Below are 24,096 nucleotides of genomic sequence, written 5' to 3'. Positions count from 1 at the left end.
GGACGTGACTCAGGCCACTCACTACCACGCCGTACGATGGAGGGCATGACCACCCCCACTCTCGACGCCATCGGCGCTGCCCTGGCGACCGTGGAGGATCCGGAGATCCACAAGCCCATCACCGAACTCGGCATGGTCGAGTCGGTCGATGTCTCCGAGTCCGGCCACGTCGCCGTCACCATCCTCCTGACGATCGCGGGCTGCCCCCTCAAGGCGAAGCTGACGGAGGACACGACGAAGGCCGTGATGGCCGTCGACGGTGTCACGGGCGTCCAGGTGAACCTCGGCGTGATGAACGATGAGCAGCGCAAGAACCTGCGCGAGCAGCTCAAGGGCTCCTCCCCCGAACGTGAGATCCCGTTCGCCAAGCCCGGTTCGATGACGCGCGTGTACGCCGTCGCGTCCGGCAAGGGCGGCGTCGGCAAGTCGTCCGTGACGACGAACCTCGCCGCCGCGCTCGCCGAGCAGGGCCTCAAGGTCGGCGTCGTCGACGCCGACATCTACGGCTTCTCCGTGCCGCGCATGCTCGGCGTCGCGCACCGCCCGACGCAGGTCGACGACATGATCCTGCCGCCCGAGGCGCACGACGTGAAGGTCATCTCGATCGGCATGTTCGTGCCCGGCAACCAGCCCGTCGTGTGGCGCGGCCCGATGCTGCACCGCGCGCTCCAGCAGTTCCTCGCCGACGTGTTCTGGGGCGACCTCGACGTCCTCCTGCTCGACCTGCCGCCCGGCACAGGCGACATCGCGATCTCCGTCGCGCAGCTCATCCCGACCGCCGAGATCCTCGTCGTGACGACGCCGCAGCAGGCCGCCGCCGAGGTCGCCGAGCGCGCCGGTGCGATCGCCCTGCAGACGAAGCAGCGCGTCGCCGGCGTCATCGAGAACATGTCGTGGCTCGAGCTGCCCGACGGCACGCGCCAGGAGATCTTCGGCGCGGGCGGCGGCGCCACCGTCGCCGAATCGCTGACGCAGTCAATCGGCGCGCCCGTCGAGCTGCTCGGCCAGATCCCGCTCGACACGACCCTGCGTGAGGGCGCCGACCACGGCATCCCCGTCGTCGTCGGCCACCCCGACGCGCCCGCCGCCGTCGCCCTGCGCGGCATCGCCAAGGGCCTCGGCACGCGCGCTCGCGGCCTCGCCGGACGCAGCCTCGGGCTGACGCCGAGTACCAAGCTGTGAGTTGACGCGCCGCTCGCGCACAGCGAGCACACCGACGAGAGCCGCAACCCTGCACGTCAGGGTTGCGGCTCTCGTCGGTGTGCGCGGAAGCTGAAACTCCCCCGCGAGGTCGGTCAGCGCTCGACCGGCACCGGTTCGGTCGAGCTCAGGTGGCGTCGTCGTCGAAGGGCGTGACGCGGTCGGGGTGGTATTCGGCAGTGACGAGGGAGCGCGGGGCGGCCGGCACGCCGTAGGCGTCCTCACCGCCGGTGCCCTCCGCTCCGATCCCTCCGGCCCCGACGCCGTCGGCTCCGCTATCGCTGCTGTATGCAGCTGCGCCGGCCGCACCCACGGCGCCCGCCGCTGTCGCGCCGGTCGACTGCGCGGTGCGCTCTCTCAGCCCGATCTCGCCCGCGATGTCGGCGTCGGGATCGTCGAACAGCGCCTCGCGCACGATCTTGCGCGGGTCGTACTGGCGGGGGTCGTACTGGCGCCAGTCGACGTCCTGGAACTCGGGGCCCATCTCCGTCTTGAGCTGCGTCTTCGCTCCCTCGGCCATCTCCCGCGCGGTGCGGATGAACGTGCGCAGCTTGTCGACATAACCCGGCAACCGCTTCGGCCCGATGAGCACGAGAGCGATGATGACGATGATGATGAATTCGCCCGAGTTGATGTCGATGAATGGAATGTTCACGCGTACGTCACCCCTGCGAACTCGCTCATGGGGCCATTCTGCCTGATCCGGCGCGACTCACCGTCACCCGCTCACCGTGCGTGACCTCGCGGCTGCCCGCGACATCGATCGTCGGGGGCGCGATCCTGTCGCTTCCGACGCTCGCCATGCGGCTGCGCTCCGGCGCCATCGGCGCGGAATGCGACGGTGTGACGAGCACGAACGCGCCCACGCATGCCGCGGTCGAGCCGAGGCCCGCGAGACCCGCGACGAGCCCCGCCCGCACGTTCGAGCGGCGCCGGCGCGCTGCCGGGTGCTGGCGCGTGGCATCCTGCCACGCGATCTCGTCCTCCCGGGAACCAGCCGCAGCGCGGTGGGGCGCCGCCTCCAGCACCATGGCCTCGTCGGCGCAGGAGCCAGGCGCCGCTGACGGCGGCCGCGACGCGCACTCCGGCGCCAGAGCGAGCAGCCCTGCGACGAGGGAAGCATGACGGTCGGGGTCGACGGGCACCGCGCGCACCTCACGAACGATGGCGCGTTCCGCGTCGACGTCACGGCGGCACACCGAGCACACGAGCAGGTGGCGCGCCGCGCACCGCATCGACACCGCGTCGAGTCTGCCGTCGACGTACAGGTCGATGGCTTCGCCCAGGTGCCCCGAGCGATACCGGCGGATCACGTGAGCCCCACGGCCGGGCGTCGCGTGAGCCCCTCCTTCGCGGCCTGGACGACGCTACGACGTCGCGCCTCACGAGCGGCGGGCGAGCGATGCGCGAGCGACTCGCGCAGGGCGGCCCGGCCGCGGTGGATGCGTGAACGCACCGTGCCGAGCTTCAGTCCGAGAGTCTGGGCGATCTCCTCGTACGTGAGGCCCTCGATGTCGCACAGCACGACCGTCGCGCGGAAGTCGGGGGCCAGCGCGTCGAGCGCGCGCTGCACGTCGTCGTCCAACTGCGCGTCGAGGACGACCTGCTCGGGCCCGGCCGCTCCGGAGGGCAGCCGGCCGTCGGCGTCGTCGGCCAGGGCGTCGAAGCGGATGCGCTGCTTGCGGCGCATGCGATCGAGGAACATGTTCGTCGTGATGCGGTGCAGCCAGCCCTCGAAGGTGCCGGGACGGTACGAACCGAGCGAATTGAACACGCGCACGAAGACGTCGTGCGTCAGGTCCTCTGCGTCGTGGACGTTGCCGGTGAGGCGGTAGGCGAGTCGGTAGACGCGCGCACTGTGCTCGGTGACGATCTCCTCCCACGTCGGCGGCTGCCAGCCAGGCGGCGCCTGCTCGGCGACATGCACACGCGAGCGCGTGTTGACGGGGTGAACGGGGTCGGCAACTGCGCCCCGGGGGTTCGACATCGACATGGGTCCTCCCGACCGCATCTCGGCGCTGGCGCGCCGCGAGCATTCATTATCCCCGGCATGCCTGTGGACTTGCTGAGGGACCCGCCGGCTGGCCGCCTCGTGCGGCTGAGGCCCAGTTGCGTTCAGAATTCGTGGGGCCCATTGCGGATGCTGCATTCTTGTCGCGCATTCCGAACGCTGCCCTGCTGCTGAGACGTCGAGCGCCTCGGGCCGCGGAGCTCGACGGCCGTCATCCGCGCACAGTGGGCTGCACAGGGGCTGGCGCCGCACTGCGCGCAGAGTCGGCTGCACTGGGCCTGGAGCCGCCATCGGCGCACAGCCGCGTGCCGACCCACGGATCGGGTGGGGCTGCGAGCGCCCCTAGGATGTCCCCCATGACCAGTTTCAAGCCCGCGAGCTGGGCGTACGCCGAGGATTTCGCCGACGAGCCCCAGCACATCGAGGCTGCCCGCATCCAGGGCGAGCACCTCGGCGCCACCCCGGTGACGAGCGCCGCGGGCGCTGCCCTGCGCATGCTCGCGGCGTCGACGGCGGCGCGCACCGTCGTCGAGATCGGCACGGGCGCCGGTTCGTCCGGGCTGTGGCTGCTCGACGGCATGCCGGCTGACGGGGTGCTCACCACGATCGACATCAGCATGGAACACCAGCGCGCCGCCCGCGCGGCGTACCAGCGCGCGGGTTACCCGCCCCAGCGCACCCGCATCATCTCCGGCAGCGCCCTGACGGTGCTGCCGCGCCTCGCGGATGCCGCCTACGACCTCGTCCTCGTCGACGGTGAGAAGGACGAATACCCCGCGTACGTCGAGCAGGCGCTGCGTCTCGTGCGGCGCGGCGGCGTCATCGTCCTCGACAACATGCTGTGGCATGACCGCGTCGCCGACCCCGCGGTGCGCGACGAGACGACGAAGCGTCTGCGCGCCCTCGGCAAGGAGCTGCGCGAACGTGACGACCTGCTCACGACGCTCCTGCCCGTCGGCGACGGCCTCCTCGTCTGCGTCAAACGCTGACGCCGGCCTGCGCGCCCTCTGCGACGAGTTGCGCGAGCACGAGGCGCGCCAAGCGCTGACGCCCGCCTGCTCACCCTCGGCCACGAGTTGCGTGAACACGAGTGGCGACACACAGCGCGGCTGCCTGTCGCGCTGCCACCCAGCCGCCGGCGCTGGCACGACGCGAACAGGCGCCTCATCCCCGGAGGGATGAGGCGCCTGTTTCGAGCGGTGCGTGACGAACGCGTCAGCCGACGCAGTCGGTGATCGCGGCGCCGAGGGCCTTGGCCTCGTCGGCGTTCATCTCGACGACGAGACGTCCGCCGCCTTCGAGCGGCATGCGCAGCAGGATGCTGCGGCCTTCCTTCGCGACCTCAAGGGGACCGTCACCGGTCCGCGGCTTCATCGCTGCCATGGGTTGACCCCTTTCGAGAACGCGCCACACGGCGCGCTAGGTTCTGCCACATCGTCGAAGCGTGCCGCGATCCTCCGTCGCGCCGAACACGACTCCCCGCTCTCGCAAGGGCGCCGGTGTGCTCGTCGATCAGCTTGTTACCCACCATTATTGCGCGTCCTGCCAGGCAGACGAAATCCATGTGTGAAACTCGTCACCATGTCTGCCACCTCTGAAGTTCTCGTCGACGTGAGCGACGGCGTCGCCACCGTCACGCTCGACCGCCCCGACTCGCTCAACTCACTGACCGACACGAGCAAGACCGCGCTGCTCGCCGCCGTCAGACAGGTCGCCGACGATGCGTCGATCCGAGCCCTCGTCCTGACGGGGGCCGGGCGCGGATTCTGCGTCGGCCAGGATCTGCGCGAGCACGCCGAGCAGCTCGGTGCCGGGTCGAAGGGCCCGTTCGAATCGGTGTCGCGCTACTACAACCCGATCGCGACGACGCTCGCGCAGATGCCGAAGCCCGTCATCGCCGCCGTCAACGGCGTGGCGGCAGGCGCCGGGTTGTCGCTCGCGATGCTGGCCGACTTCCGGATCGCCGCGCCCACGGCCAAGTTCACGACGGCGTTCGCGGGCATCGGGCTCAGCTGCGACACGGGCGCGAGCTGGAGCCTGCAGCGACTCGTCGGCTCGGCCCGCGCGCGCGAACTGCTCTTCGATGCGCGGACGATCGACGCCGACGAGGCCCTGCGCATCGGCCTGGTCAACCGCATCGAGGACGACGCCCTCGCCGCAGCGCAGTCATGGGCGGCCCGACTCGCGGCCGGCCCGACCCTCGCCTACGCCGCGATGCGCGATGCGCTCGAATTCGCGTCGAACCACTCGCTGGTGGAGTCGTTGGCCCACGAGGAGCCGCTCATGATCCGCACGGGATCGAGCGACGATCACCGACGCGCCGTCGACGCCTTCCTCACCAAGCAGCCCCCGACCTTCGAGGGCCGCTGACCCATCGGCGATGTTCCTCCACATTCGCCTACGGCGACGGCGGCCCGTCGCTCCCTCCGTTCGCAGGCTGGGGCTCCCAGAGACGCGCGAAGGGCACCCTGTGTCTGACGGTCGCCCCCGCCGGTAGTCTGGGGTGCCGAGGGGGTGCCGAGCGACGGTCCCTAGGGGGCACGGCACAGATTGCCTGCGTTCGGCGCGCACCCCCGCCGTCAACCTGATGCTCGGAGGGCTCACGCCGACGACGCAGCCGTCTCACGTTTGACCCGGCGACGGCGCCGGGCACCGGGCGCCTCGACCTCACCCCGCCAGACGTTCGATGGCGTCGCCGGCAACACACCCTGCTGCGTGGTCGTTGACGTACCCGCACGCCTGCATGAGCGAGTAGCAGGTCGTAGGTCCGACGTGCGCGAAGCCGCGCCGTTTCAGTTCTTTCGCGAGCGCGGTCGACTCGTCCGACGACCCGACGACGTCCGCCACGGTCGCCGGGCGCTCGTGCGCCGCAGGCGGGAAGGTGTCGATGAGCGCCTCGAGCCCACCGTCGGCACGCAGCTCGACGACGGCGCGCGCGTTCATCACCGCAGCCTCGATCTTGCGGCGATTACGCACGATCGAGGCATCGCCCATCAACCGCTCGACATCGGCGGCCCCGAGCGCCGCCACGGCATCCGGCTCGAACCCGACGAAGGCCGCCCGGAACGCCTCACGCTTGCGCAGGATCGTCAGCCAGGACAACCCCGACTGGAACGACTCGAGCGTCAGCCGCTCGAACAGTTCCCGCTCACCGCGCACCCGTCGCCCCCATTCGTCGTCGTGGTAGGCGACGTAATCTGGTGCGCTCGTGGCCCATGCGCAGCGGGCGACACCGTCGTCACCGACGATGAGCAGGCTCATGCGTGGCGGTCGCTCGACGACTCCCGCGACGCCGCGTGCCGGCCTCCCGGCTCATCACTGCCAACTGGCTCATCGCCCTTGTCGAGCGCCACGGCCTCGCGCGCCGCGGTCTCAGACGCCTCGTCCTCGCGCTCGTGCCCGAGCGAGCGGCGCCCGCGACGCCGGAACTGGACGATCTCGGCCGCCTCGTCACCGGCCGGGCGGCTACGAGACGCACCCTCCGCGTCGGCCACGGCGTCAGGGCGAGCCGTCGTGGCGCGCGCACCGTCGGGCTTCTCGCCGAGCTGCGATTCCAACTCACCGATCTCTTCGAACAGGCGGTCGAGCACCGCGTCGACCTGACCCATGTTGTACCCGCGCAGTGCCTGGTCGAAACGAACGGCGTCCACGCCCTGTGCGCCCAGGGGGCCGGGCGGCAACTCGAACGATGACGTGCTGCTCGGGCCCGACATCGAGTCGACGCCGATGCGTCCGGCGAGAACCGCGACGAGCGCCCCGATGATGACGATCAGGACGACGATGAGGACGATCATCATGATGGTGCTCCTCAGGCCTCGACGGGACGCTCGCCCGCGCGAGCGGCGCGGTGAGCGTCACGGATGAACGCGATGGCTTCTTCTGCGGTGTCGACGATGACCATGCGGTCGACGTCGCGCTCGGAGATCATGCCCTCGGCGAGCACCGTCGCGCGCAACCATTCGCGCAGCGGGCTCCAGAACGCGGTGCCGACGAGCACGATCGGGTAGTGCGTCACCTTCTGCGTCTGCACGAGCGTGATCGCCTCGAACATCTCGTCAAGCGTCCCCACACCGCCCGGCAGCACGATGGCGCCCTGCGTGTACTTGACGAACACCGTCTTGCGCACGAAGAAGTAGCGGAAGTTCACGCCGAGGTTGACGAAGCGGTTGAGCCCCGTCTCGAAGGGCAGTTCGATGCCGAGCCCGACGGACGTGCCGCCTGACTCGAAGGCGCCCTTGTTCGCGGCCTCCATCGCGCCCGGGCCCCCGCCGGTGACGACGGCGAAGCCCTCCTTGACCAGGGCGCGCCCCACCTGCTCGCCCACGGCGTACGCCGGATGCTCGGACTTGAGCCGCGCCGAGCCGAACACGCTGATGGCGGGCCCCAGCTCGGCGAGCGCGCCGAAGCCCTCGACGAACTCGGCCTGGATACGCATGACGCGCCATGGGTCGGTGTGGACCCAGTCCGCCTCGAAGTTCGAGTCGAGCAGTCGCTGGTCGGTCGTCGTGCGCGGCACGTGCTTGCCGCGCAGCGTGACCGCACCCTTGTGGTAGTCGTGCTCGGGGCCGGCCTTGCGGCGTTCTGCCTCGTCACGGCGGGCCGCGAGACCCGAATCGGCAACCGGGCCGGGCTGCGACGCGACGTCGACCATCTCCTCGCTCCCGCGGGCGCTACGCGCGTCGCGCTCGTCGTCGTGGTGCGCCATCAGGCCAGCCATCCCTTGAGCAGCTCGAGCGCGGTGACGATCTGATCCTCGGGGCACCACTCGTCGTCCATGTGGGCGACGTTCGGGTCCCCGGGGCCGAAGTTGACCGCAGGCACGCCGACGGCGGAAAAGCGCGCGACGTCCGTCCACCCCTCCTTCGCGACGACAGGCAGGCCGAGCGCGTCGACGAACGCCTTCGCCGCCGGGCGGTCGAGACCGGGACGGGCGCCCCCGGCGAGATCGTCGCACTCGGTGTCGAAACCATCGAAGAACGTCGTGACGTACGCGAGCGCGTCCTCGGCGCTCTTGTCCGGCGCGAAGCGGTAGTTCACCGTCACCGTGCACGCGTCGGGGATGACGTTGCCCGCGATGCCGCCGGAGATGTTCACCGCGTTGAGGCCCTCGTGGTAGTCGAGACCGTCGACGGTGACCGTCTGCGGTTCGTACTCACGCAACCGGTTGAGGATGTCGGCAGCCTTGTGGATGGCGTTGTCACCCTTCCAGGGCCGCGCCGAGTGGGCGGCGATTCCCTTGGTGCGCACGTGAACCCGCAGCGTCCCCTTGCAGCCGCCCTCGATACCGCCGTTGGTCGGCTCGAGCAGGACGGCGAACGCGGCCCCCTCGAGCAGCTCCGGTCGGGTGCGCGCAATGCGCCCCAGACCGTTGTGCTGATCCTCGATCTCCTCGCCCTCGTAGAAGACGAAGGTGATGTCGCGGTTCGGCTCCGTCAGTTCTTTGGCGATCTTGAGCTGGACGGACACCCCGCCCTTCATGTCGGTCGTGCCGCGCCCGTGCAGCTTGCCGCCGACACGCTTGACGGGCAGGTTGGCGGGATCCTTCGTCAGCGGCACCGTGTCGATGTGGCCGGCGAGGACGATGCGTTCGTCACGCCCCAGGTTCGTGCGGGCGACGATCGTGTTGCCGTCGCGTACGACGTCGAGGTGGTCGAGCGTCGCGAGCTCGGCCTCGATCGCGTCGGCGAGGTTCTTCTCATCGAGAGAGACCGACTCGATGTTGCACACCGATTCGGTGAGCGCGACGACGTCCTGCGTCAGGTCCAGAGAAGCCATGCCCACACCCTATGACCCGTCGCCGACAACCGTGGCACGGGAGAGGAACGTCCATCGCCCGGGGAGCGAATGTGTGCGCGAATCGCAGACGAGTCGGCCCGCCACCCGGACGAGCCCACCCACAGCCGCGAACCCCTCGGTAGCCTGGGCGGCATGACTGATGCACGCACCGCCTGGGGCTACGGCCTCGCCACCGTGACCGCCGACGGCACCACGCTCGACACGTGGTACCCCTCCCCCGCGCTCGGCACGCCCGACGACGCCACCAAGGCTCCGTCCGCGCTCACCGCCCTCGAGACGAAGGACGACGCGCGCACGGTGACGACGAAGGTCGTGCGCACCGTCATCGACCTCGACGCCGCCCCGGACGACGTTCCCGACGCGTACCTGCGCCTGCATCTGCTCAGCCACCGCCTCGTGCTGCCGAACACCATCAACCTCGACGGCATCTTCGGCCGGCTCGCCAACGTGGTGTGGACGAACTTCGGCCCGTGCGCCGTCGACGACTTCGAGATGACGCGCGCGCGTCTGCGTCAGCGTGGCCCCGTCAGCGTCTTCAGCATCGACAAGTTCCCGCGCATGACCGACTACGTCACGCCCAGCGGTGTCCGCGTCGCCGACGCCGACCGCGTGCGTCTCGGCGCCCACCTCGCCGAGGGCACGACCGTCATGCAGGAGGGTTTCGTCAACTTCAACGCCGGCACGCTCGGGCACTCCATGGTCGAGGGGCGTATCACGCAGGGCGTCGTCGTCGGCGACGGCTCCGACATCGGCGGCGGCGCCTCGATCATGGGCACCCTGTCGGGCGGCGGCACGCAGCGCGTCAGCCTCGGCGAACGCTGCCTGCTCGGCGCCGAATCGGGCCTCGGCATTGCGCTCGGTGACGACTGCGTCGTCGAGGCCGGCCTCTACCTCACCGCCGGCACCAAGGTGACGATGCCCGACGGCACCGTCACCAAGGCCGTCGAGCTCTCCGGTGGCGCCAACATGCTCTTCCTGCGCAACTCCGAGACGGGCGCCGTCGAGTGCCGCGCCCGCGCAGGCAGGGGCATCGAGCTCAACGCGGACCTGCACAAGAACTGACGCCACAGGCGGGCATGCGGGGTCGCGACCATCCGAGCCGCGGCGCCCCGCGGCATTTCATCACCCGTTCAACCCCACGGACCGTCAGCCAGGCGTCACACTGTGAGCGCCCCACGCACGAGGAGACGACGATGACGAGCCACCCCGACCGAACGCACCTGAACGGCCCGACCCCACGCGAGGACCTGCGGGAGCCGCACGAGACGCGGGTGCCCGTCAGCGAGCGCGACCAGGTCCGCGAGAGTGGCTTCGACGCCTACTCGGCGCCGGATCTGCAGGCCGCGTCGTCGATGAGCGGCGCGAGCAGGATGCAGCGCATCGTCGCTCTTTTCCTGCTGCTGGGCCTGCTCGCGACGTTCGGGATCGCGTTCATCGGCTGACGCCCGCCGCTCGCCGCTGCGACCGATCGAACCCAGCGCGCGCTCTTGCGTGGGGCGACACCCCCCCGTCCCTGACGCGGGGAAGGCCGTCGTACCGGCCGGACGTCAGGCATGATGGAGGGGCTGCTCACCTTCGATGGTGAACAGCCCCTTCGTCCGACGGTGCGAACGCGATCAGCGCCGCGCCGGCGTCACTTCGTCGGGTAGTCGCGCTCGGTCGCGCCGACGTACACCTGACGCGGACGGCCGATCTTCTTCGCCGCGTCCTTGTTCTGCTCACGCCACTGCGCGATCCAGCCGGGCATGCGGCCGATGGCGAACAGGACGGTGAACATGTTCGTCGGGAAGCCCATCGACTTGTAGATGAGGCCCGTGTAGAAGTCGACGTTCGGGTACAGCTTGCGCTGCACGAAGTAGTCGTCCTTCAGCGCGCGCTCCTCGAGGCCCATGGCGAGCTCGAGCTGCTCGTCCTTGCCGTTCTTCTCGAGGATCGAGTGGGTCGCCTTCTTGACGATGGCGGCGCGCGGGTCGTAGCTCTTGTAGACGCGGTGGCCGAAGCCCATGAGCTTCACGCCGTCGACCTTGTTCTTCACCTTGTCCATGAAGTCCTCGGCCGAGTCACCCGTCGACTGGATCTTCTCGAGCATCTCGAGAACAGCAGAGTTCGCGCCACCGTGCAGCGGGCCCGAGAGGGCGCCGATGCCGGCGGTGATCGACTGAAACAGGTCCGCCTCGGCGGAACCAACCATGCGGACGGTCGAGGCCGAGCAGTTCTGCTCGTGGTCGCCGTGCAGCGTGAAGAGCATGTCGAGCGCATCGGCGGTGGCCTGGTCGACGTCGCCGCCGAACATCATGTGCAGGAAGTTCTCGACGTACCCGAGCGAGGCGTCGGGCGCGATGAACGACTCACCGATCGACTTGCGGTACGAGTACGCGGCAAGCGTCGGGACGGCGCCCAGCAGGACGGCCGTCGCCTTGTCGATCGCGGCGTCGTCCTTCACCGACAGCGCGTCGGCGTAGTACGTGCCGAGCGCCGGGACGACGGAGGCGAGGATCAGCATCGGGTGCGCGCCCTTGGGGAACGCGTCGAAGATCTTCTCCAGGCCCTCGGGCAGGACAGACGCCTTCGCGACGGCCTGGGTGATCTCGTCGAGACGAGCCTGCGACGGCAGATCACCGTCGATGAGGAGCGCGGCGACCTCGAGGAACGAGGCGTTCTCCGCGACCTGGTCGATGGGGTAACCGCGGTAGCGCAGGATGCCCTGGTCACCGTCGATGTAGGTGATGGCGGACTTGCACGACGCGGTGTTGACGAAGCCGACGTCGAGGGTGACGTTGCCCGTCTCCTTCATGAGCGCCGAGATGTCGTAGCCGCTGCAGCCCTCGACGGCCTCGACGATCGGGAACTCGAGTTCCTTGTCGTCGGCCGTGAACGTGGCGTTGCCCTGAGAAGTCATGTGGGTTTTCCTCCTTGCGGACCGGCAGGGGTGTACCGGGTTAGCGAATGAGACGTTACCTGAGAATTTCCGCTGCTTTTAATCCGCTACCACCGGGTAGAGGAAAAACTTTGACTGTCCGTCAACCCGCTGTGAGGCGCCTCACAGCGGCGTCGATCCGTTCGTCGGTGGCCGTCAGCGCGATGCGGACGTGCTGCTCGCCCGCGACGCCGTAGAAGTCGCCCGGCGCAGCGAGGATGCCGAGCTCGGCGAGCGCGTCGATCGACTCGCGGCAGGGGCGTCCCTGCGTCGCCCACAGGTACAGACCGGCCTCGGAATCGTCGATCCGCCAGGCTGCCGCCTCCAGCGCAGGTTTGAGAGCGGCGCGGCGGCGCGCGTAGATCGCCTTCTGGGCGGCCACGTGGGCGTCGTCCTCGACCGCCGTCTTGAGCACCCGCTGCACCGGCCACGGCACGATCATGCCGGCGTGCTTGCGAACGTCGACGAGCTGCTTGACGATCGCTGGGTCACCCGCGACGAAGCTCGCACGGTATCCGGCAAGGCTCGACTGCTTGCTCAGGGAGTACACCGACAGCAGCCCGGTGTGATCTCCACCGCACACGCGGTCGTCGAGGATGCTCGGGGCGCTCAGCTGCCCCGCCTCGCCGGCGCCGTCACGCCAGTCGAGCTCGGCGTAGCACTCGTCGCTCGCGACGATGACGCCACGCGCGCGTGCCCAGTCGACGACCTTCTTGAGGTGCTCGACACCGAGAACCTTGCCGTTCGGGTTGCCGGGGCTGTTGATCCACAGCAGCTTCGGCGCCTGCGGCCCGAACTCGGTGAGGCCCCGCATCGGACGTGGCGTCGCGCCCGCGAGGCGAGCGCCGACGTCGTACGTCGGGTAGGCGACCTCGGGAAAGGCGACGACGTCCCCGGCGCCCAGGCCGAGCAGCGTCGGGAGCCACGCGACCAGTTCTTTAGAACCGACCGTGGGCATGACGCCGTCGGGGTCGACGTGGCTCGCGTTGCGGCGGCGTGCGTACCAGGCGGCGATCGCCTCACGCAGATCGGGGGTCCCCCACACCTGCGGGTAACCGTGGGCGTCGGCGTTGGCCGCGAGTGCGTCCTGCAGGATCTGCGGCGTCGGATCGACGGGCGTGCCGACGCTGAGGTCGACGATGCCGTCAGGGTGCTCACTCGCGCGCGCCTTGGCCGCGGCCAGCGAATCCCAGGGGAAGTCAGGAAGGTTGAGCGCCATGCCGCCATTCTCGCACCTGCCACCGACATCCCCACCCTGCCCGAACCCCCGCGCCGCCAGGGCCGCATGCCCATCGGCTAACGGCGTCCACCCCTGACTGTCAGCCTGGGTGTGAGTCACTCAGGAGGTGGGTATGCGCAGATGGACTGCGGAAGAGAAGACCGCGTTGGTGCAGCAGTATGTGGCGTTGCCGCATGGCACGAAAGCGGCGTGGTTGCTCGAGCAGGGTGTGTCGCGTCATCAGATCATGACGTGGCGCAAAGCGTTCTACTTCGGAGACCTCGAACGAGACCTCGTGCCCCGCGATACTTCACACATGACAGTTGCTGACGGCGCGCGTTTGGCGCGCGTGGAACAAGAACTCGCCGCCGAACGCGCAGCCCGCGCGCGGGAGGCGCAGACGCATGCTGAGCAGGTTGCGCGGCTGGAGGCATCGAACGAGGCGCTGGGAAAAGCTATCGGGCTCTTGCACGAGTTGAACGCGCCGCAGGAGCCCACGCCCGAGTCCTGAACGAGGCCGATGCCGCCCGCCATGCGGCGTTCCTCGAAGCGGAGAACACCCTGGTCGCCGAGCATGTCGCGGCCGGCTATTCCCAGCGTGAAGCGTTGAAGATCATCGGTGTGGCGACCTCGACGTGGCACTACCGTCACCATCCACGCGCTCGCGTCGCGGACCCGATCGCGCACACCGAGCGGTATCAGCCGTGCGCGCTCAGCTCTGAGGAGCGCGCCCAGATCGTGTCCGCGATCCGTGACGGTTGGCACGAGCAGCGCAGCGTGGAGCAGTCGTTCTACGACGCGTTCGATGCGGGGCGGCCGGTGGCGTCTTTGTCGACGTGGATGCGGTGCGCGCGTGGCTTGCACGGGCCACGGCCGGTGCGTCGACGCCGTACGCGGCGCACGGTCGCGATGCCGCAGTGGGAGGCGTCCGCACCGAACGAGGTGTGGTGCTGGGACATCACGAAACTTCCCGGGCCATACACGGGGGTCTGGTATCAGCAGTACACGATCATCGACGCGTTCAGCCGCACGATCATCGCCAGCAGCGTCGAGACAGATGAGTCCGACGAACTCGCGGTCGCGTTGTTCCAGGCCGCGACAGAACGTGAGGGTGTTCACCCGCGGATCGTGCATTCCGATGGTGGGCCGGCGATGAAGTCGGTACTGCTGGCCGACTTCTACCGTCATGCTGGGATCAGCGCGAGCCGGAATCGTCCGCGCGTGTCGAACGACAACCCGCACATCGAGTCCTACTTCAAGACCGAGAAGTACCGTCCCGACTACCCGAGCCAGTTCACCAGTGTTGAACACGCGCGCGAGTGGGCCGAGCACGTCGTGCACGATTACAACACGCGTCATCACCACAGCTCACTGGCCGGGTTCACGCCCGAACAGGTCCACACCGGCACCTGGGTCGATGTCCACACCGAACGCCAAGCCGTCCTGGATGCGCAGTACGCCGCGAACCCCGAACGCTACCGAGGCCGGCGCCCCATCGCCGCCACAACACCCGAAATCACCCAACTCAACCCCACGTGACTCCAATCAGGTTGACAGCTTCCGCACTCCTGCGATCTTCCTCACCATTCGCGATTTCCGTCCACCTCTGCGAACCACCTCCCCCGCTGCGATCTTCGTCCACTGTTGCGATTTTCGTCCACCTTCGCGGTCGACCCACGTGCTGCGCCGACGACGTAAATGTGGACGACAATCGCCAATGTGGACAGGAATCGCCGGAGGGGACGTAGATCGCGAAGGTGGACGGGATTCGCAGATGTAGACGTAGATCACAGATGGGTGCGGGACACGACGAACCCCCGCACGAGCCGTCAGCAGCTCGCGCGGGGGTTCGATTGGCGCGGGGTTCGAAAGGGCAGGATTCTATTGGCGCGAGCGAGGTTCGCGTGCAGGCACGCAAGCGCCCAGCACCTTTGGGGCACAGACGTCGGCCTGCCGGTCCTCGTCAGGCCTCACCGTCAGCCCTGGCCACCAGCCCTGGTCGTCAGTCCTGGTTCTGCGGGGGCAGGACGGCGATGATCGGGTGATCCTTCTTGATGACGCCCATCTTCGCGGCGCCACCGGGCGAGCCGAGGTCGTCGAAGAACTCGACGTTGGCCTTGTAGTAGTCGGCCCACTCCTCGGGCGTGTCGTCCTCGTAGTAGATGGCCTCGACGGGGCACACCGGCTCGCACGCGCCGCAGTCGACGCACTCGTCGGGGTGGATGTAGAGCGAACGCTCACCCTCGTAGATGCAGTCGACGGGGCACTCTTCGATGCAGGCCTTGTCCTTGACATCGACACAGGGCTGGGCGATGACGTACGTCACGGGTAGCTCCTCGGTGGTCGCGTTGCGCCCGCCGGCCGACCCGTGCAGAGGCGAGATGCGGACAGCGAACGTTCTTGGTATCCGAGCGTCACGGTGCGATGTTCGGATGGTTGCCTCCTAGTATGCCGATGTGCGCGACTCCGCCGAAAACAAGCCCACCCTTGCTTCCACCCTGCGAGAGGGCGCACGGGTCATGATTCGCCGGCGGCTGACAGCCGGCGAGATCGCCGCCGCCGCAGGCACGCTCGACGCGAACGCGACCCTGACGGACATCGTCGGCACCGTCCGCTCCGTCGACGTTGGCCATGTCGTCGTCGACACCCGGCGCGGCGAGGTGCGCGTCGCCATCACGCACATCGTGACGGCGAAGGCGCTCGGCCCACGCCCCGGCCGGCGTGGCGCGCCGCATCGCGCGGTCTCCGTCGAGGATCTCGAAGAGCTCATGACGGACGGCTGGCCGCCCCACGAACGTGAGTGGTTCGGACGCTGGATGCTGCGCGCTGCCGGCGGTTACACCGGGCGTGCCAACTCGGCTCTCGTCCTCGGCGAACCCGGCCCGTCGACGGCCGACGCGCTTGCCACCGTTCGACGCTGGTATGACGCTCGAGCGCTGCCGCCCCTGATCCAGGTGCCTCTCTCACCCGGCTTCTCGGCCGACGACGACCCCCTCGTCCAGAAGGCCACCACTCTCGGCTGGGAGGCGCTCCGCCCGGTACGTGTCATGACGGCCGCGAGCGCCGACGTCGCTGCGGCTGCGCGGCGCACGTCGACCAGCTCGAGGCGCACGAACGTCTCCCCCGCCCTCGACGACGCGTGGTGGTCGCTCGCCGATGACCGGGCCCGCACGCACGAGAGTGACGCCCGGCGCGTCCTGGAAGGCTCCGAGAAGCAGGTCTTCCTCGCGCTCACGCCGCCCGTTGACACGGACGGCATCACCTCCGGTGCGGCGGGCGCGCCCTCGGGAGCCGTCGCCCACGCTCGCCTGGCGCTGTCGCCGGGATGGGCCGGAGTGTTCGCCCTCGCCACCCGCCCCGACGTCCGCCGTCAGGGCCTCGCACGACAACTCCTGCGCGCCTGCGCCGACGAAGCGCTGCGCGCCGACGAGGCGTCGATGTACCTGCAGGTCGCCGCCGACAACGCACCGGCCATCGCTCTGTACGAATCGCTCGGCTTCACGACGCACCACAGGTACGTCTACCTCCAGCCGAACTGACCACCGAGGCACCGACCTCCGCGATCATCGCCCGGATTCGCGTCGCGCACGACGCGAATCCGGTCAGAGATCCACGCGCGCAGGCAGGGCGATGCCTCGAGAGACGCCGTTGACCCCCCTGCCCGCACTCAGGGCTCAGACGCCCTGACCACCTTGAGCGTCGTCGAGCAACTGCGCGAGGTGGATACCGCGACGTTCGGTGAGGTCGGCGATCTGGGTGCGGCACGAGAACCCATCGGCGAGCAGCGCAGCGTCGGGCTTGGCGTCCATCGCCGGCAGCAGCTGTTGTTCGGCGACCTTGACGCTCACCTCGTAGTGCCCCTGCTCGACGCCGAAGTTGCCTGCGAGGCCGCAGCATCCGCCGAGTTGCTGCAAGTTGGCGCCGGCGTCGCGCAACAGCGCGGCATCGGGCGACCAGCCCATCACCCCGTGATGGTGGCAGTGCGGCTGCGCGACCACGTCGCCACCGGACAGGTCGGGCGCCGTCCACCGGTCGTCACCGGCGAGGAACTCCGCGAGCGTCGACGTCGAGCGCGCCACCAGCGCGGCGTCCTCGTCGCCGGGCAGTAGCTCGGCGGCGTCACCGCGCAGCACGGCCGTGCACGACGGTTCGAGCCCGATGACGGGCACGTGACGACGCACGACGGGCGCGAGGTCACCGATCAACCCGCGCAGTTGCTTCTTCGCCCCGTCGAGCTGGCCCGTGGAGATCCACGTCAGACCGCAGCAGCCGGCGCGTTCGACGACGAACGGTTCCCAGCCTGCGCGCCGCAGCACACGAACCGCGGCCTGACCGACCTCGGGCGAGAAGTGGTCGGTGAACGTGTCGACCATGATGACGACGGCGTTGTCCGGCACCACGCCACGACGGTCGGCGTCCTCGAAGAACCCGACATCGTTCGTGCGGCACCAGTCACGGAACGACTCACGCGCCAACGACGGCACCGAGCGTCGCGGATCGACGCCGGCGAGCTTCTTGAGCACCGGCACCTTGCCCGTCACCGCGAGCGCCAGGTTGAACACGCCGGACGCCTTGTGTCCCAACCGAACCCAGCGCGGAAGCTGCCCCAACGCGTAGTGCGAGCGCGGACGCACGCGCCCCTTGTACGTCTGATGCAACACCTCCGACTTGAACGCGGGCATGTCGATACCCGTCGGGCAGTCCGATGTGCAGCCCTTGCACGACAGGCACAGATCGAGCGCCTCGTGCACCTCCGGCGAGCGCCAACCGTCGTTGACGAAACCGCCGGAGAGCCCGCCCTGCACCATCTCCTGCAGCAGCCGCGCGCGTCCGCGCGTCGAGTCCTTCTCGTCACCGGTCGCCGCGTAGCTCGGGCACATGACGTTCGTCGTCCCGATCGTGCTCGCGCGGCACTTGCCGATGCCGGTGCAGCGGTGGACGGCGCGCGCGAAGTCGCCGCCGTCATGCGCGTACGCGAGTGCGAGGTCCTTCGTCAGTGGCGGTACGTGCGCCATGCGGACGTCGGCCGCCGCCGGCGCGGGATCGACGAGGACGCCCGGGTTGAGCAGGTTCGTCGGGTCGAAGATCTCCTTGACGCCGGCGAACAACGCGAGCGCCTGCGGCGAGTACATCGAGCTGAGGTACTCGCTGCGGGCGCGCCCGTCGCCGTGCTCACCGGACATCGACCCGCCGTAGCGCGCCACGAGCTGCGCCGACCCGTCGAGGAATTCGTGCAGCACCTGCGTGCCGCCCGGCGCGCTGAGCGGAAAGTCGATGCGGATGTGCAGGCACCCGTCGCCGAAGTGGCCATACGGCAACCCGGAGAGGTCGTAGGTGTCGAGCAACGCGTCGAAGTCACGCAGGTACGCGCCAAGCTTTTCGGGCGGGACGGCGGCGTCCTCCCAGCCGGGCCACGCGGGCAGGTCCTTCGGCGAGCGCCCCGCAAGGCCGGCGCCGTCCTCACGCACCTTCCACAGCGCACTCGTCTCCGCGGCGTCGAGCACGACGCGCCCGTCGATCGCCCCGCAGCCGACGAGACACGCCTCGGCGCGCGCGAGCACCTCGTCGCGATCGTCGCCGGCGATCTCGACGAGCAGCCACCCCGACCCCTTCGGCAGCGCCGGGACGGCCTGCGCGCCGCGCCGCGCGATGAGGACGTCGACGAGCCGCCGGTCGATGCCCTCGCACGCCGTCGGCGTGAACTGACGCACGAGCGGCGCGGCGTCACCGGCGGCCGGCATGTCGTCGTAGCCGAGGACGACGAGGATGCGGAACGCCGGTTCCGTCACGAGCCCGACAGTGGCCTCCGTCAGCACCCCGAGCGTGCCCTCGGTGCCGGCCATGAAGCGTGTGACGTCGAACCCGCGTTCCGGCAGCAGCGTCTCCATCGCGTAGCCGGAGACCTGACGATCGAAGCGCCCGAACTCCTGCCGGATCGTCGCGAGGTTCGCGCCGACGAGGTCGTCGAGGCGCCCAAGGGAGGGGTGCGCGGCGGTCAGCGCGTCGCGCGACGCCCCGTGATCGAGGCGCACGAGCTCGCCCCCGGCCGTCGCCATCTCGAGCGAGAGCAGGTTGTCGCTCGTCTTGCCATACGCGAACGCCCGCGACCCGCACGCGTTGTTGCCGATCATCCCGCCGATCGTGCATCGCGTGTGCGACGACGGGTCCGGCCCGAAGCGCACCCCGTGCGGCAGTACCGCGCGCTGCAGGCTCTGATGCACCGCGCCGGGTTCGACGACGGCGCGCCGGTTCGCGACGTCGAGGTCGAGCACCTTGTTCATGTGCGTGCTGAAATCCATGACGATGCCGGGCCCGACGGCGTTGCCGGCGCATGACGTGCCCGCGCCGCGTGCGGTGATCGGCACGCCCAGACTGCGCGCGACGGCGAGGGTCTCGAGCACGTCATCGGTGTGGCGCGGACGCACGATCGCGCGCGGCAGCACGCGGTACAGGCTCGCGTCGCTCGAGTACGCGGCACGCTCGACACCGCTGACGAGGACGTCGGTGACCTCGTGATGACGCAGCTCGTGCGCGATGCGCCCGACGTCGATCGTGGCGGCATGCGCCGTGACGTCGGCGGCGGGCGTGAACGGGATGCTCGGCGTACTCACGCGTTCATTGTGCCGCGCCGCCCCTGGGCGCGTCGGGCAGCGTCGTAGATCAAGACAGGCCCCGGGTTCGTACGGCACAGTGGCGTCATGACGACCGCGACGCACGAAGCTACTGTCGAACAGACCTCCCTGACCACCGATGACGGCCTGACGCTCGCCGCGACGTGGCACCGACTCGCCGTCTCGTCGGCTGGCGACTCGTCTGACGAAGGCATGCCGACCGGCCGCACGCCGAAGCGTCCCGTCGTCATCGCGGTGCACGGCTACCCTGACGACCAGCGGGTCTGGGACGCGATGATCCCGCACCTCATCCCCCGCGCCGACGTCCTCACCTACGACACCCGTGGGTCGGGCCGTTCCGACGCGCCGCCGTCACGCGTCGGCTACGCCCTCGACAAGTTGCGCCGCGACGTCGATCGGGCCGTCACCGCAGCAGCCGAGAACGGGCATGAGGTTCATCTGCTCGCCCACGACTGGGGTTCGATCCAGGCCTGGCAGGCCGTGACGGACGACGGTGCGGCCTCCTGTGTGAGCAGCTTCACGACGATCTCGGGCCCATGTCTCGATCATGCGTCGCGCTGGATGCACGCGATGGCCCGTGGTTCGACCCACGATCTCCTGTTCCTCGCGCAGCAGGCCGCGTCGTCGACGTACATCGCGTTCTTCCAGACCCCGCTGCTTCCGGAACTCGTCATCCGCAGCGGCGCGTTCGGCCGGCTGCTGCAGCGCGGCGACGGTGCCGAGCGCGAGCGCCGCGACATGCTCGATGGCCTCGAGCTGTACCGCGCCAACATGGGGCTGCGCCGGCACGGCTCCAGCGCGGACGCGACCTCCGGGCCACGTCGCACCGACGTGCCGACTCAGATCGTCGTGCCGACGAAGGACCGCTACGTCCGCGAACCCATCGCCACGTACGGCGCGGCCTACGCCGCGACGTCCCGCGTGCGGCGTCTCGACGCCGGGCACTGGGCCGTGCGCTCGCACGCCGGCGACGTCGCCGACCTCGTCATCGAGCACGCCGGCCTTAGAGACCGGCGCGCCGACATCACGACGAGCCGACGCAGGTGATGATGTCGTCGGGTTGGTACTTCGTGTGGATCTTGTCGGTGCGCACCACGTTCGAGCCCTTCTTGAGGGTGCGCCACACGTCGACCTGGAAGCCTGGCGTGCCGTTTCCGACGGAGTTCTCGCATCCCTTGACGTCCTTCACGGTGCGTTGCTTCGGCTGCACCACGTCGGTCTTCGGCCCCGTCTTCGTCGACACGTCGTACTGGCGTGTGCCGTAGAAGTCCATGACGACCTTGTCGCCGCTCGTGCCCGCCTTGATGAGGATGAGGTGGCCGGTGTCGTTCGTCCACGTGTTGTCGACGCCGGGGTTCCACAGGGTTGCCTCACGACCCATCGGGTAGCGATCGATGTAGACGTCGTGCGGGGTGTGCTCGTCGAGCTGCACGCCCGCGAAGAACGCCGTGTTGTAGAGCACCGTCGAGACCTGGGAGACGCCGCCGCCCATGCCGTCGACGTGGATGCCGCCCTGCAGCGTGCCCGCCTCGACGTAGCCCTTCTCCTTCGTCAACGAGTACCCCAGGGCACGCAAAAGTGAGAACTGCTCACCGGGTCTGACCACCATCCCGTTGAGCGTCGCGAGCGCCGTCTCGATGTTGTGGGTGCGCGCGGCGTTCTCGGCGCCGCCGGGCAACTTGGACTCGAAGTGCGCCATCGATGTGGTGGGCAGCGACGAGACGTCGATGTCCTTCTCGGTCACCTGCGGCTGCATCGGCTTCATGGGCAGGTTCGCGACGTGGTTGCCCGTCAGTGCTGCCGCGACGACCGACTGCACCTTCGAGGCGTCGATCTGCTGGCCGGCCTTGCCCGGCTGCACGCTCGGCTTCCCGTCCTTCCACACGACCTTCGCGTCCGTCGCGATGTCGTTCTGCATGTCGGTGCTGCGCTCGAGGACGTGGGCGAGCAGTGCGTCCGCGTCGACCTTGATGGAGGGCTTTCCGTGCGCGTCCGTGTCGGAGGAGATGACCTCGGAGACATCGGAGGGTTTCATCGTCACGGTCTCGCCATTGGCCTTGACCTGCAGCGGCTCGGACATCGCCTTCTTCGCATCGCCCGCCGCGAACGCGGTGACGGCGTCCTGCGTCGCGTCGGCCTGCTTGTCGACGAGCTTCGTGGTGTAGGCCGTGGTGCCCGGCCAGTGCTCGGCGACGTCCTTCGCGACCGCCTTCTCGTCGACGCTCTTGCCCGGCGCGCCCTTGACGACGACGACCTCACCGTTGATGAACTTCACCTTGCCCTGCGTGGGCGCGCCCTTGATCGAGGTGCCCGCCGAGCTTTTGACGAGACGCGCCAGCGCCGCTTCGTCGACCGTGTACCGCGGCGTGACGGCGCCGCCGTCACCGCTGATGTGATGGATGAGGCGGGTAGGCGACAGGCTGAACCCGGTGACGCCGTCGAGCGTGCGCGCCACGTCCGGCTTCCATGCGCTGGACGGCTCGAACGCGAACTTCTGCCCGTCGGCCGTGACGGTGGCCTGCTGCTGCGCCCCCGGGCCCGGCAGGCCGGAGACCTGACGCGAGGCCTGTTCCATCGTCATCCCGCCGATGCTGCGGCCCGCGACGGTGGTACCGCCCGCGATCGTGTCCTTGTAGTGGTAGCAGGCCCCGACGTAGCCGATCGCCGCCACGGCGAGTACACCGGCGCCCCCGAACCAGGCCAGATGCCTGCGCCGACGCGTGCCGTCCGGCTGCGTCGCCTGCACCTGCTCGTCGTCCGCCACGGTGACCTCCTGCATGTCTCGAACCCGCGAAAACCCCGCGCCACGGGTCGCACCATTGCACCACGAACGGCGGCGTCCGACGATCTGGGCACGAGCGACGCGTCAGCGCAACCGGCCGAATGCGCCCCGGTAATACGTGAGGGCGTCCTCGGGAGCGTCGCCGACGGCGAGCGTCAGCACCTCACCGACGACGATCGTGTGGTCGCCCGCGTCGAGGGTCGAGACCGTGCGGCACTCGAACTCCGCGAGGGCGTCGTCGACGAGGGCGAGGCCCGTCGCGTCACCGCGGTGGTGCGGCACGCGGTCGAGCTGGCCGTGCAGCGGACGCCCGCGCGTCGCGAGGCACGACGCGATCGGCTTCGCACTGGCACCGAGCAGGGAGACCGCCCATTCGCCGCGCTCCATGACCGCCTCGAAGAAGCGGGCCTCGCGTTCGACGCTGATGAGCATGAGAACAGGGTCGAGCGAGACGCTCGTCAACGAGTTGATCGTCATGGCGTGGTCGATGTCGCCGACGCGCGTGGTCACGACGCTGACGCCCGTCGCGAGACGACCGATGGCCTTGCGGTAGTGGTCGGGGTCGACCGGTTCGTGGTGGGAGGTCATGCGATCAGCTCCGGGCGGGTCGCGCTCGGCGTGGCGTTCTCGGCGCCGACGATGCGGCGGCGAGCGCGGGCGTCGTACTCGGTGAACCCCTCACGTCCCGAAAGACGTGAGGCGACGTCGTTGGAGAGCGCGTAGACCTCGTCGGCGACGCTGACCTGCGTGCGGTGCTCGCGCAGCGCCTTGATCTGGAGGCTGACGGCCGCGTCATCGACGACCGCGTGCGTCACCTCGTCGTCGGGCACGACGGACGGCGGGTAGGCGTCGTCGCGCTCGGGGACGACGAAGCCCGTCTCGTGGAGGAACTCGGGCGAGCACATCGCGTGCAGCCAGGCGCGATCCTCCTGTGCCCACGACTGCGGCGTCAGGGTGATGAACAGCCTCGGACGCGCGGTCGATGCGGCGAGCGCGGCGACCGTCACCTCGTGCGTGCGGATGTGGTCGGGATGGCCGTAGCCACCCTGCTCGTCATACGTGACGACGACGTCGGGCGCGAGCGCGTCGACGTACGCGGCGACGTCGGCAGCGACGGCCTCGATGTCGGCGCCCGTGAACGCCCGGGGGTGGGATGCCGACGGCGTGCCTGCCATGCCCGAATCGCGGTACGTGCGCGCCTCAGGGCGGTTCGCGAGGGCGCGGAAGGCGTCGTCACCGAGGACGACCGACGACGTCACCCCCATCGCCGTCATCGCGCGGCGCAGTTCCTCGCGACGCACCGGAGCGAGCTCGTCCGCGACGTCGTCGGGACGCGCTGCGCCGGCGGGCAGTTCGAGGTGCTTGAGGTCGTCAGGGATGACCTCGCCCTCCTCCCCCAGCGTGCACGTGAGCACGTGCACCTCGTCACCCCGCGCGACGTGATGCGCCATCGTCACACCCGTCCACAGCGATTCGTCATCAGGATGCGCATGCGCGAAGAGAAGCCGAGCCATGAGGTCAACCTTCGTCCTCCACGCG

General features: G+C 69.4%; 24 protein-coding genes. 9 read left to right on the top strand and 15 right to left on the bottom strand.

Annotation, left to right across the window (positions count from 1 at the left end; genetic code table 11):
- Positions 1-45 precede the first annotated feature (45 nt).
- On the top strand, positions 46-1,182 hold the full coding sequence (locus EDC82_RS04120) for an Mrp/NBP35 family ATP-binding protein (protein WP_006947406.1): 1,137 nt from the start codon (positions 46-48) through the stop codon (positions 1,180-1,182).
- A gap of 145 nt (positions 1,183-1,327) precedes the next feature.
- Here EDC82_RS04120 and EDC82_RS04115 read toward each other — a convergent pair whose 3' ends face one another.
- The 3 genes from EDC82_RS04115 to sigE are packed head-to-tail and all read right to left on the bottom strand — an operon-like array spanning position 1,328 to position 3,193.
- The gene (locus EDC82_RS04115) at positions 1,328-1,855 is read right to left on the bottom strand and encodes a hypothetical protein (RefSeq protein WP_074040392.1); all 528 of its coding nucleotides are present in this window, start codon (positions 1,853-1,855) and stop codon (positions 1,328-1,330) included.
- 25 nt (positions 1,856-1,880) lie between these two features.
- Entirely contained in the window at positions 1,881-2,513 is a 633-nt protein-coding gene (locus EDC82_RS04110) for a hypothetical protein (RefSeq protein ID WP_062257077.1), read from the bottom strand.
- Positions 2,510-3,193, bottom strand: a complete 684-nt coding sequence (gene sigE / locus EDC82_RS04105; protein WP_082740606.1) for an RNA polymerase sigma factor SigE — start codon at positions 3,191-3,193, stop codon at positions 2,510-2,512. The genes EDC82_RS04110 and sigE overlap by 4 nt, the downstream gene beginning before the upstream one ends.
- Before the next feature lie 374 nt (positions 3,194-3,567).
- Here sigE and EDC82_RS04100 point away from each other — a divergent pair, with 374 nt between their 5' ends.
- A complete protein-coding gene (locus EDC82_RS04100; protein WP_038567255.1) occupies positions 3,568-4,200 on the top strand; it encodes an O-methyltransferase in 633 nt (210 codons plus the stop codon).
- 226 nt (positions 4,201-4,426) lie between these two features.
- On the opposite strand, the gene EDC82_RS04095 is transcribed toward EDC82_RS04100, so the two are convergent.
- The gene (locus tag EDC82_RS04095; protein ID WP_006947428.1) at positions 4,427-4,594 is read right to left on the bottom strand and encodes a DUF3117 domain-containing protein; all 168 of its coding nucleotides are present in this window, start codon (positions 4,592-4,594) and stop codon (positions 4,427-4,429) included.
- Positions 4,595-4,792: 198 nt separating this feature from the next.
- On the opposite strand from EDC82_RS04095, the gene EDC82_RS04090 reads away from it, so the two are divergent.
- Complete coding sequence (locus EDC82_RS04090; RefSeq protein WP_040015157.1) at positions 4,793-5,581, top strand: enoyl-CoA hydratase-related protein; 789 nt, start codon at positions 4,793-4,795, stop codon at positions 5,579-5,581.
- Between the two features lie 297 nt (positions 5,582-5,878).
- On the opposite strand, the gene EDC82_RS04085 is transcribed toward EDC82_RS04090, so the two are convergent.
- Genes EDC82_RS04085 through dapE form a run of 4 tightly spaced genes read right to left on the bottom strand, consistent with a single transcriptional unit; the run spans position 5,879 to position 8,986 of the window.
- Positions 5,879-6,472 carry a DNA-3-methyladenine glycosylase I gene (locus EDC82_RS04085; protein ID WP_062257075.1) on the bottom strand — a complete coding sequence of 198 codons (594 nt, stop codon included), beginning with the start codon at positions 6,470-6,472 and terminating at the stop codon, positions 5,879-5,881.
- A complete protein-coding gene (locus EDC82_RS04080; RefSeq protein ID WP_006947425.1) occupies positions 6,469-7,008 on the bottom strand; it encodes a DivIVA domain-containing protein in 540 nt (179 codons plus the stop codon). Before EDC82_RS04080 ends, EDC82_RS04085 begins: the two co-directional genes overlap by 4 nt.
- An 11-nt stretch (positions 7,009-7,019) precedes the next feature.
- Entirely contained in the window at positions 7,020-7,928 is a 909-nt protein-coding gene (locus tag EDC82_RS04075; protein ID WP_006947405.1) for a TIGR00730 family Rossman fold protein, read from the bottom strand.
- Positions 7,916-8,986 (bottom strand): succinyl-diaminopimelate desuccinylase, encoded by a 1,071-nt coding sequence (dapE, locus tag EDC82_RS04070; RefSeq protein WP_062257073.1) that lies wholly within the window; start codon positions 8,984-8,986, stop codon positions 7,916-7,918. The genes EDC82_RS04075 and dapE overlap by 13 nt, the downstream gene beginning before the upstream one ends.
- Positions 8,987-9,139: 153 nt before the next feature.
- Here dapE and dapD point away from each other — a divergent pair, with 153 nt between their 5' ends.
- Positions 9,140-10,069, top strand: a complete 930-nt coding sequence (gene dapD / locus EDC82_RS04065; protein WP_062257071.1) for a 2,3,4,5-tetrahydropyridine-2,6-dicarboxylate N-succinyltransferase — start codon at positions 9,140-9,142, stop codon at positions 10,067-10,069.
- Between the two features lie 131 nt (positions 10,070-10,200).
- Complete coding sequence (locus tag EDC82_RS04060) at positions 10,201-10,449, top strand: hypothetical protein (protein WP_062257068.1); 249 nt, start codon at positions 10,201-10,203, stop codon at positions 10,447-10,449.
- Between the two features lie 191 nt (positions 10,450-10,640).
- On the opposite strand, the gene EDC82_RS04055 is transcribed toward EDC82_RS04060, so the two are convergent.
- Positions 10,641-11,906 carry a citrate synthase gene (locus tag EDC82_RS04055; RefSeq protein WP_062257067.1) on the bottom strand — a complete coding sequence of 422 codons (1,266 nt, stop codon included), beginning with the start codon at positions 11,904-11,906 and terminating at the stop codon, positions 10,641-10,643.
- Between the two features lie 121 nt (positions 11,907-12,027).
- Positions 12,028-13,143, bottom strand: coding sequence for a succinyldiaminopimelate transaminase (gene dapC, locus EDC82_RS04050; protein WP_062257065.1), 1,116 nt, complete (start codon positions 13,141-13,143; stop codon positions 12,028-12,030).
- Positions 13,144-13,276: 133 nt separating this feature from the next.
- On the opposite strand from dapC, the gene EDC82_RS04045 reads away from it, so the two are divergent.
- Positions 13,277-13,654 (top strand): hypothetical protein, encoded by a 378-nt coding sequence (locus tag EDC82_RS04045; protein WP_006947059.1) that lies wholly within the window; start codon positions 13,277-13,279, stop codon positions 13,652-13,654.
- A gap of 95 nt (positions 13,655-13,749) precedes the next feature.
- Positions 13,750-14,682 (top strand): DDE-type integrase/transposase/recombinase, encoded by a 933-nt coding sequence (locus EDC82_RS04040; RefSeq protein ID WP_082740667.1) that lies wholly within the window; start codon positions 13,750-13,752, stop codon positions 14,680-14,682.
- 463 nt (positions 14,683-15,145) lie between these two features.
- Here the strand turns inward: EDC82_RS04040 and fdxA are convergent, their stop codons facing one another.
- On the bottom strand, positions 15,146-15,469 hold the full coding sequence (gene fdxA, locus EDC82_RS04035; protein ID WP_006947414.1) for a ferredoxin: 324 nt from the start codon (positions 15,467-15,469) through the stop codon (positions 15,146-15,148).
- A 193-nt stretch (positions 15,470-15,662) separates the two neighbouring features.
- Here fdxA and EDC82_RS04030 point away from each other — a divergent pair, with 193 nt between their 5' ends.
- Positions 15,663-16,682 carry a GNAT family N-acetyltransferase gene (locus tag EDC82_RS04030; protein WP_062255814.1) on the top strand — a complete coding sequence of 340 codons (1,020 nt, stop codon included), beginning with the start codon at positions 15,663-15,665 and terminating at the stop codon, positions 16,680-16,682.
- Between the two features lie 135 nt (positions 16,683-16,817).
- Here EDC82_RS04030 and EDC82_RS04025 read toward each other — a convergent pair whose 3' ends face one another.
- Positions 16,818-19,754: an FAD-binding and (Fe-S)-binding domain-containing protein gene (locus EDC82_RS04025; RefSeq protein WP_197418807.1), complete on the bottom strand. Its 2,937-nt coding sequence runs from the start codon at positions 19,752-19,754 to the stop codon at positions 16,818-16,820.
- 87 nt (positions 19,755-19,841) lie between these two features.
- On the opposite strand from EDC82_RS04025, the gene EDC82_RS04020 reads away from it, so the two are divergent.
- Positions 19,842-20,822, top strand: coding sequence for an alpha/beta fold hydrolase (locus EDC82_RS04020; protein ID WP_131940682.1), 981 nt, complete (start codon positions 19,842-19,844; stop codon positions 20,820-20,822).
- On the opposite strand, the gene EDC82_RS04015 is transcribed toward EDC82_RS04020, so the two are convergent.
- The 3 genes from EDC82_RS04015 to EDC82_RS04005 form a co-directional block, all read right to left on the bottom strand.
- On the bottom strand, positions 20,800-22,554 hold the full coding sequence (locus tag EDC82_RS04015; RefSeq protein ID WP_062255819.1) for a VanW family protein: 1,755 nt from the start codon (positions 22,552-22,554) through the stop codon (positions 20,800-20,802). The two genes, EDC82_RS04020 and EDC82_RS04015, sit on opposite strands and share 23 nt — an antisense overlap.
- 87 nt (positions 22,555-22,641) lie before the next feature.
- Positions 22,642-23,145: a flavin reductase family protein gene (locus EDC82_RS04010; protein ID WP_131940680.1), complete on the bottom strand. Its 504-nt coding sequence runs from the start codon at positions 23,143-23,145 to the stop codon at positions 22,642-22,644.
- Entirely contained in the window at positions 23,142-24,071 is a 930-nt protein-coding gene (locus EDC82_RS04005) for a PIG-L family deacetylase (protein ID WP_131940678.1), read from the bottom strand. Before EDC82_RS04005 ends, EDC82_RS04010 begins: the two co-directional genes overlap by 4 nt.
- Between the last annotated feature and the right edge of the window lie 25 nt (positions 24,072-24,096).

It is taken from the genome of Dermacoccus sp. SAI-028 (assembly GCF_004346775.1).
Taxonomy (GTDB): domain Bacteria; phylum Actinomycetota; class Actinomycetes; order Actinomycetales; family Dermatophilaceae; genus Dermacoccus; species Dermacoccus nishinomiyaensis.
The sequence above is the reverse complement of the archived record's forward strand: the minus strand, read 5'-3'. Positions and strand labels throughout refer to the sequence as shown.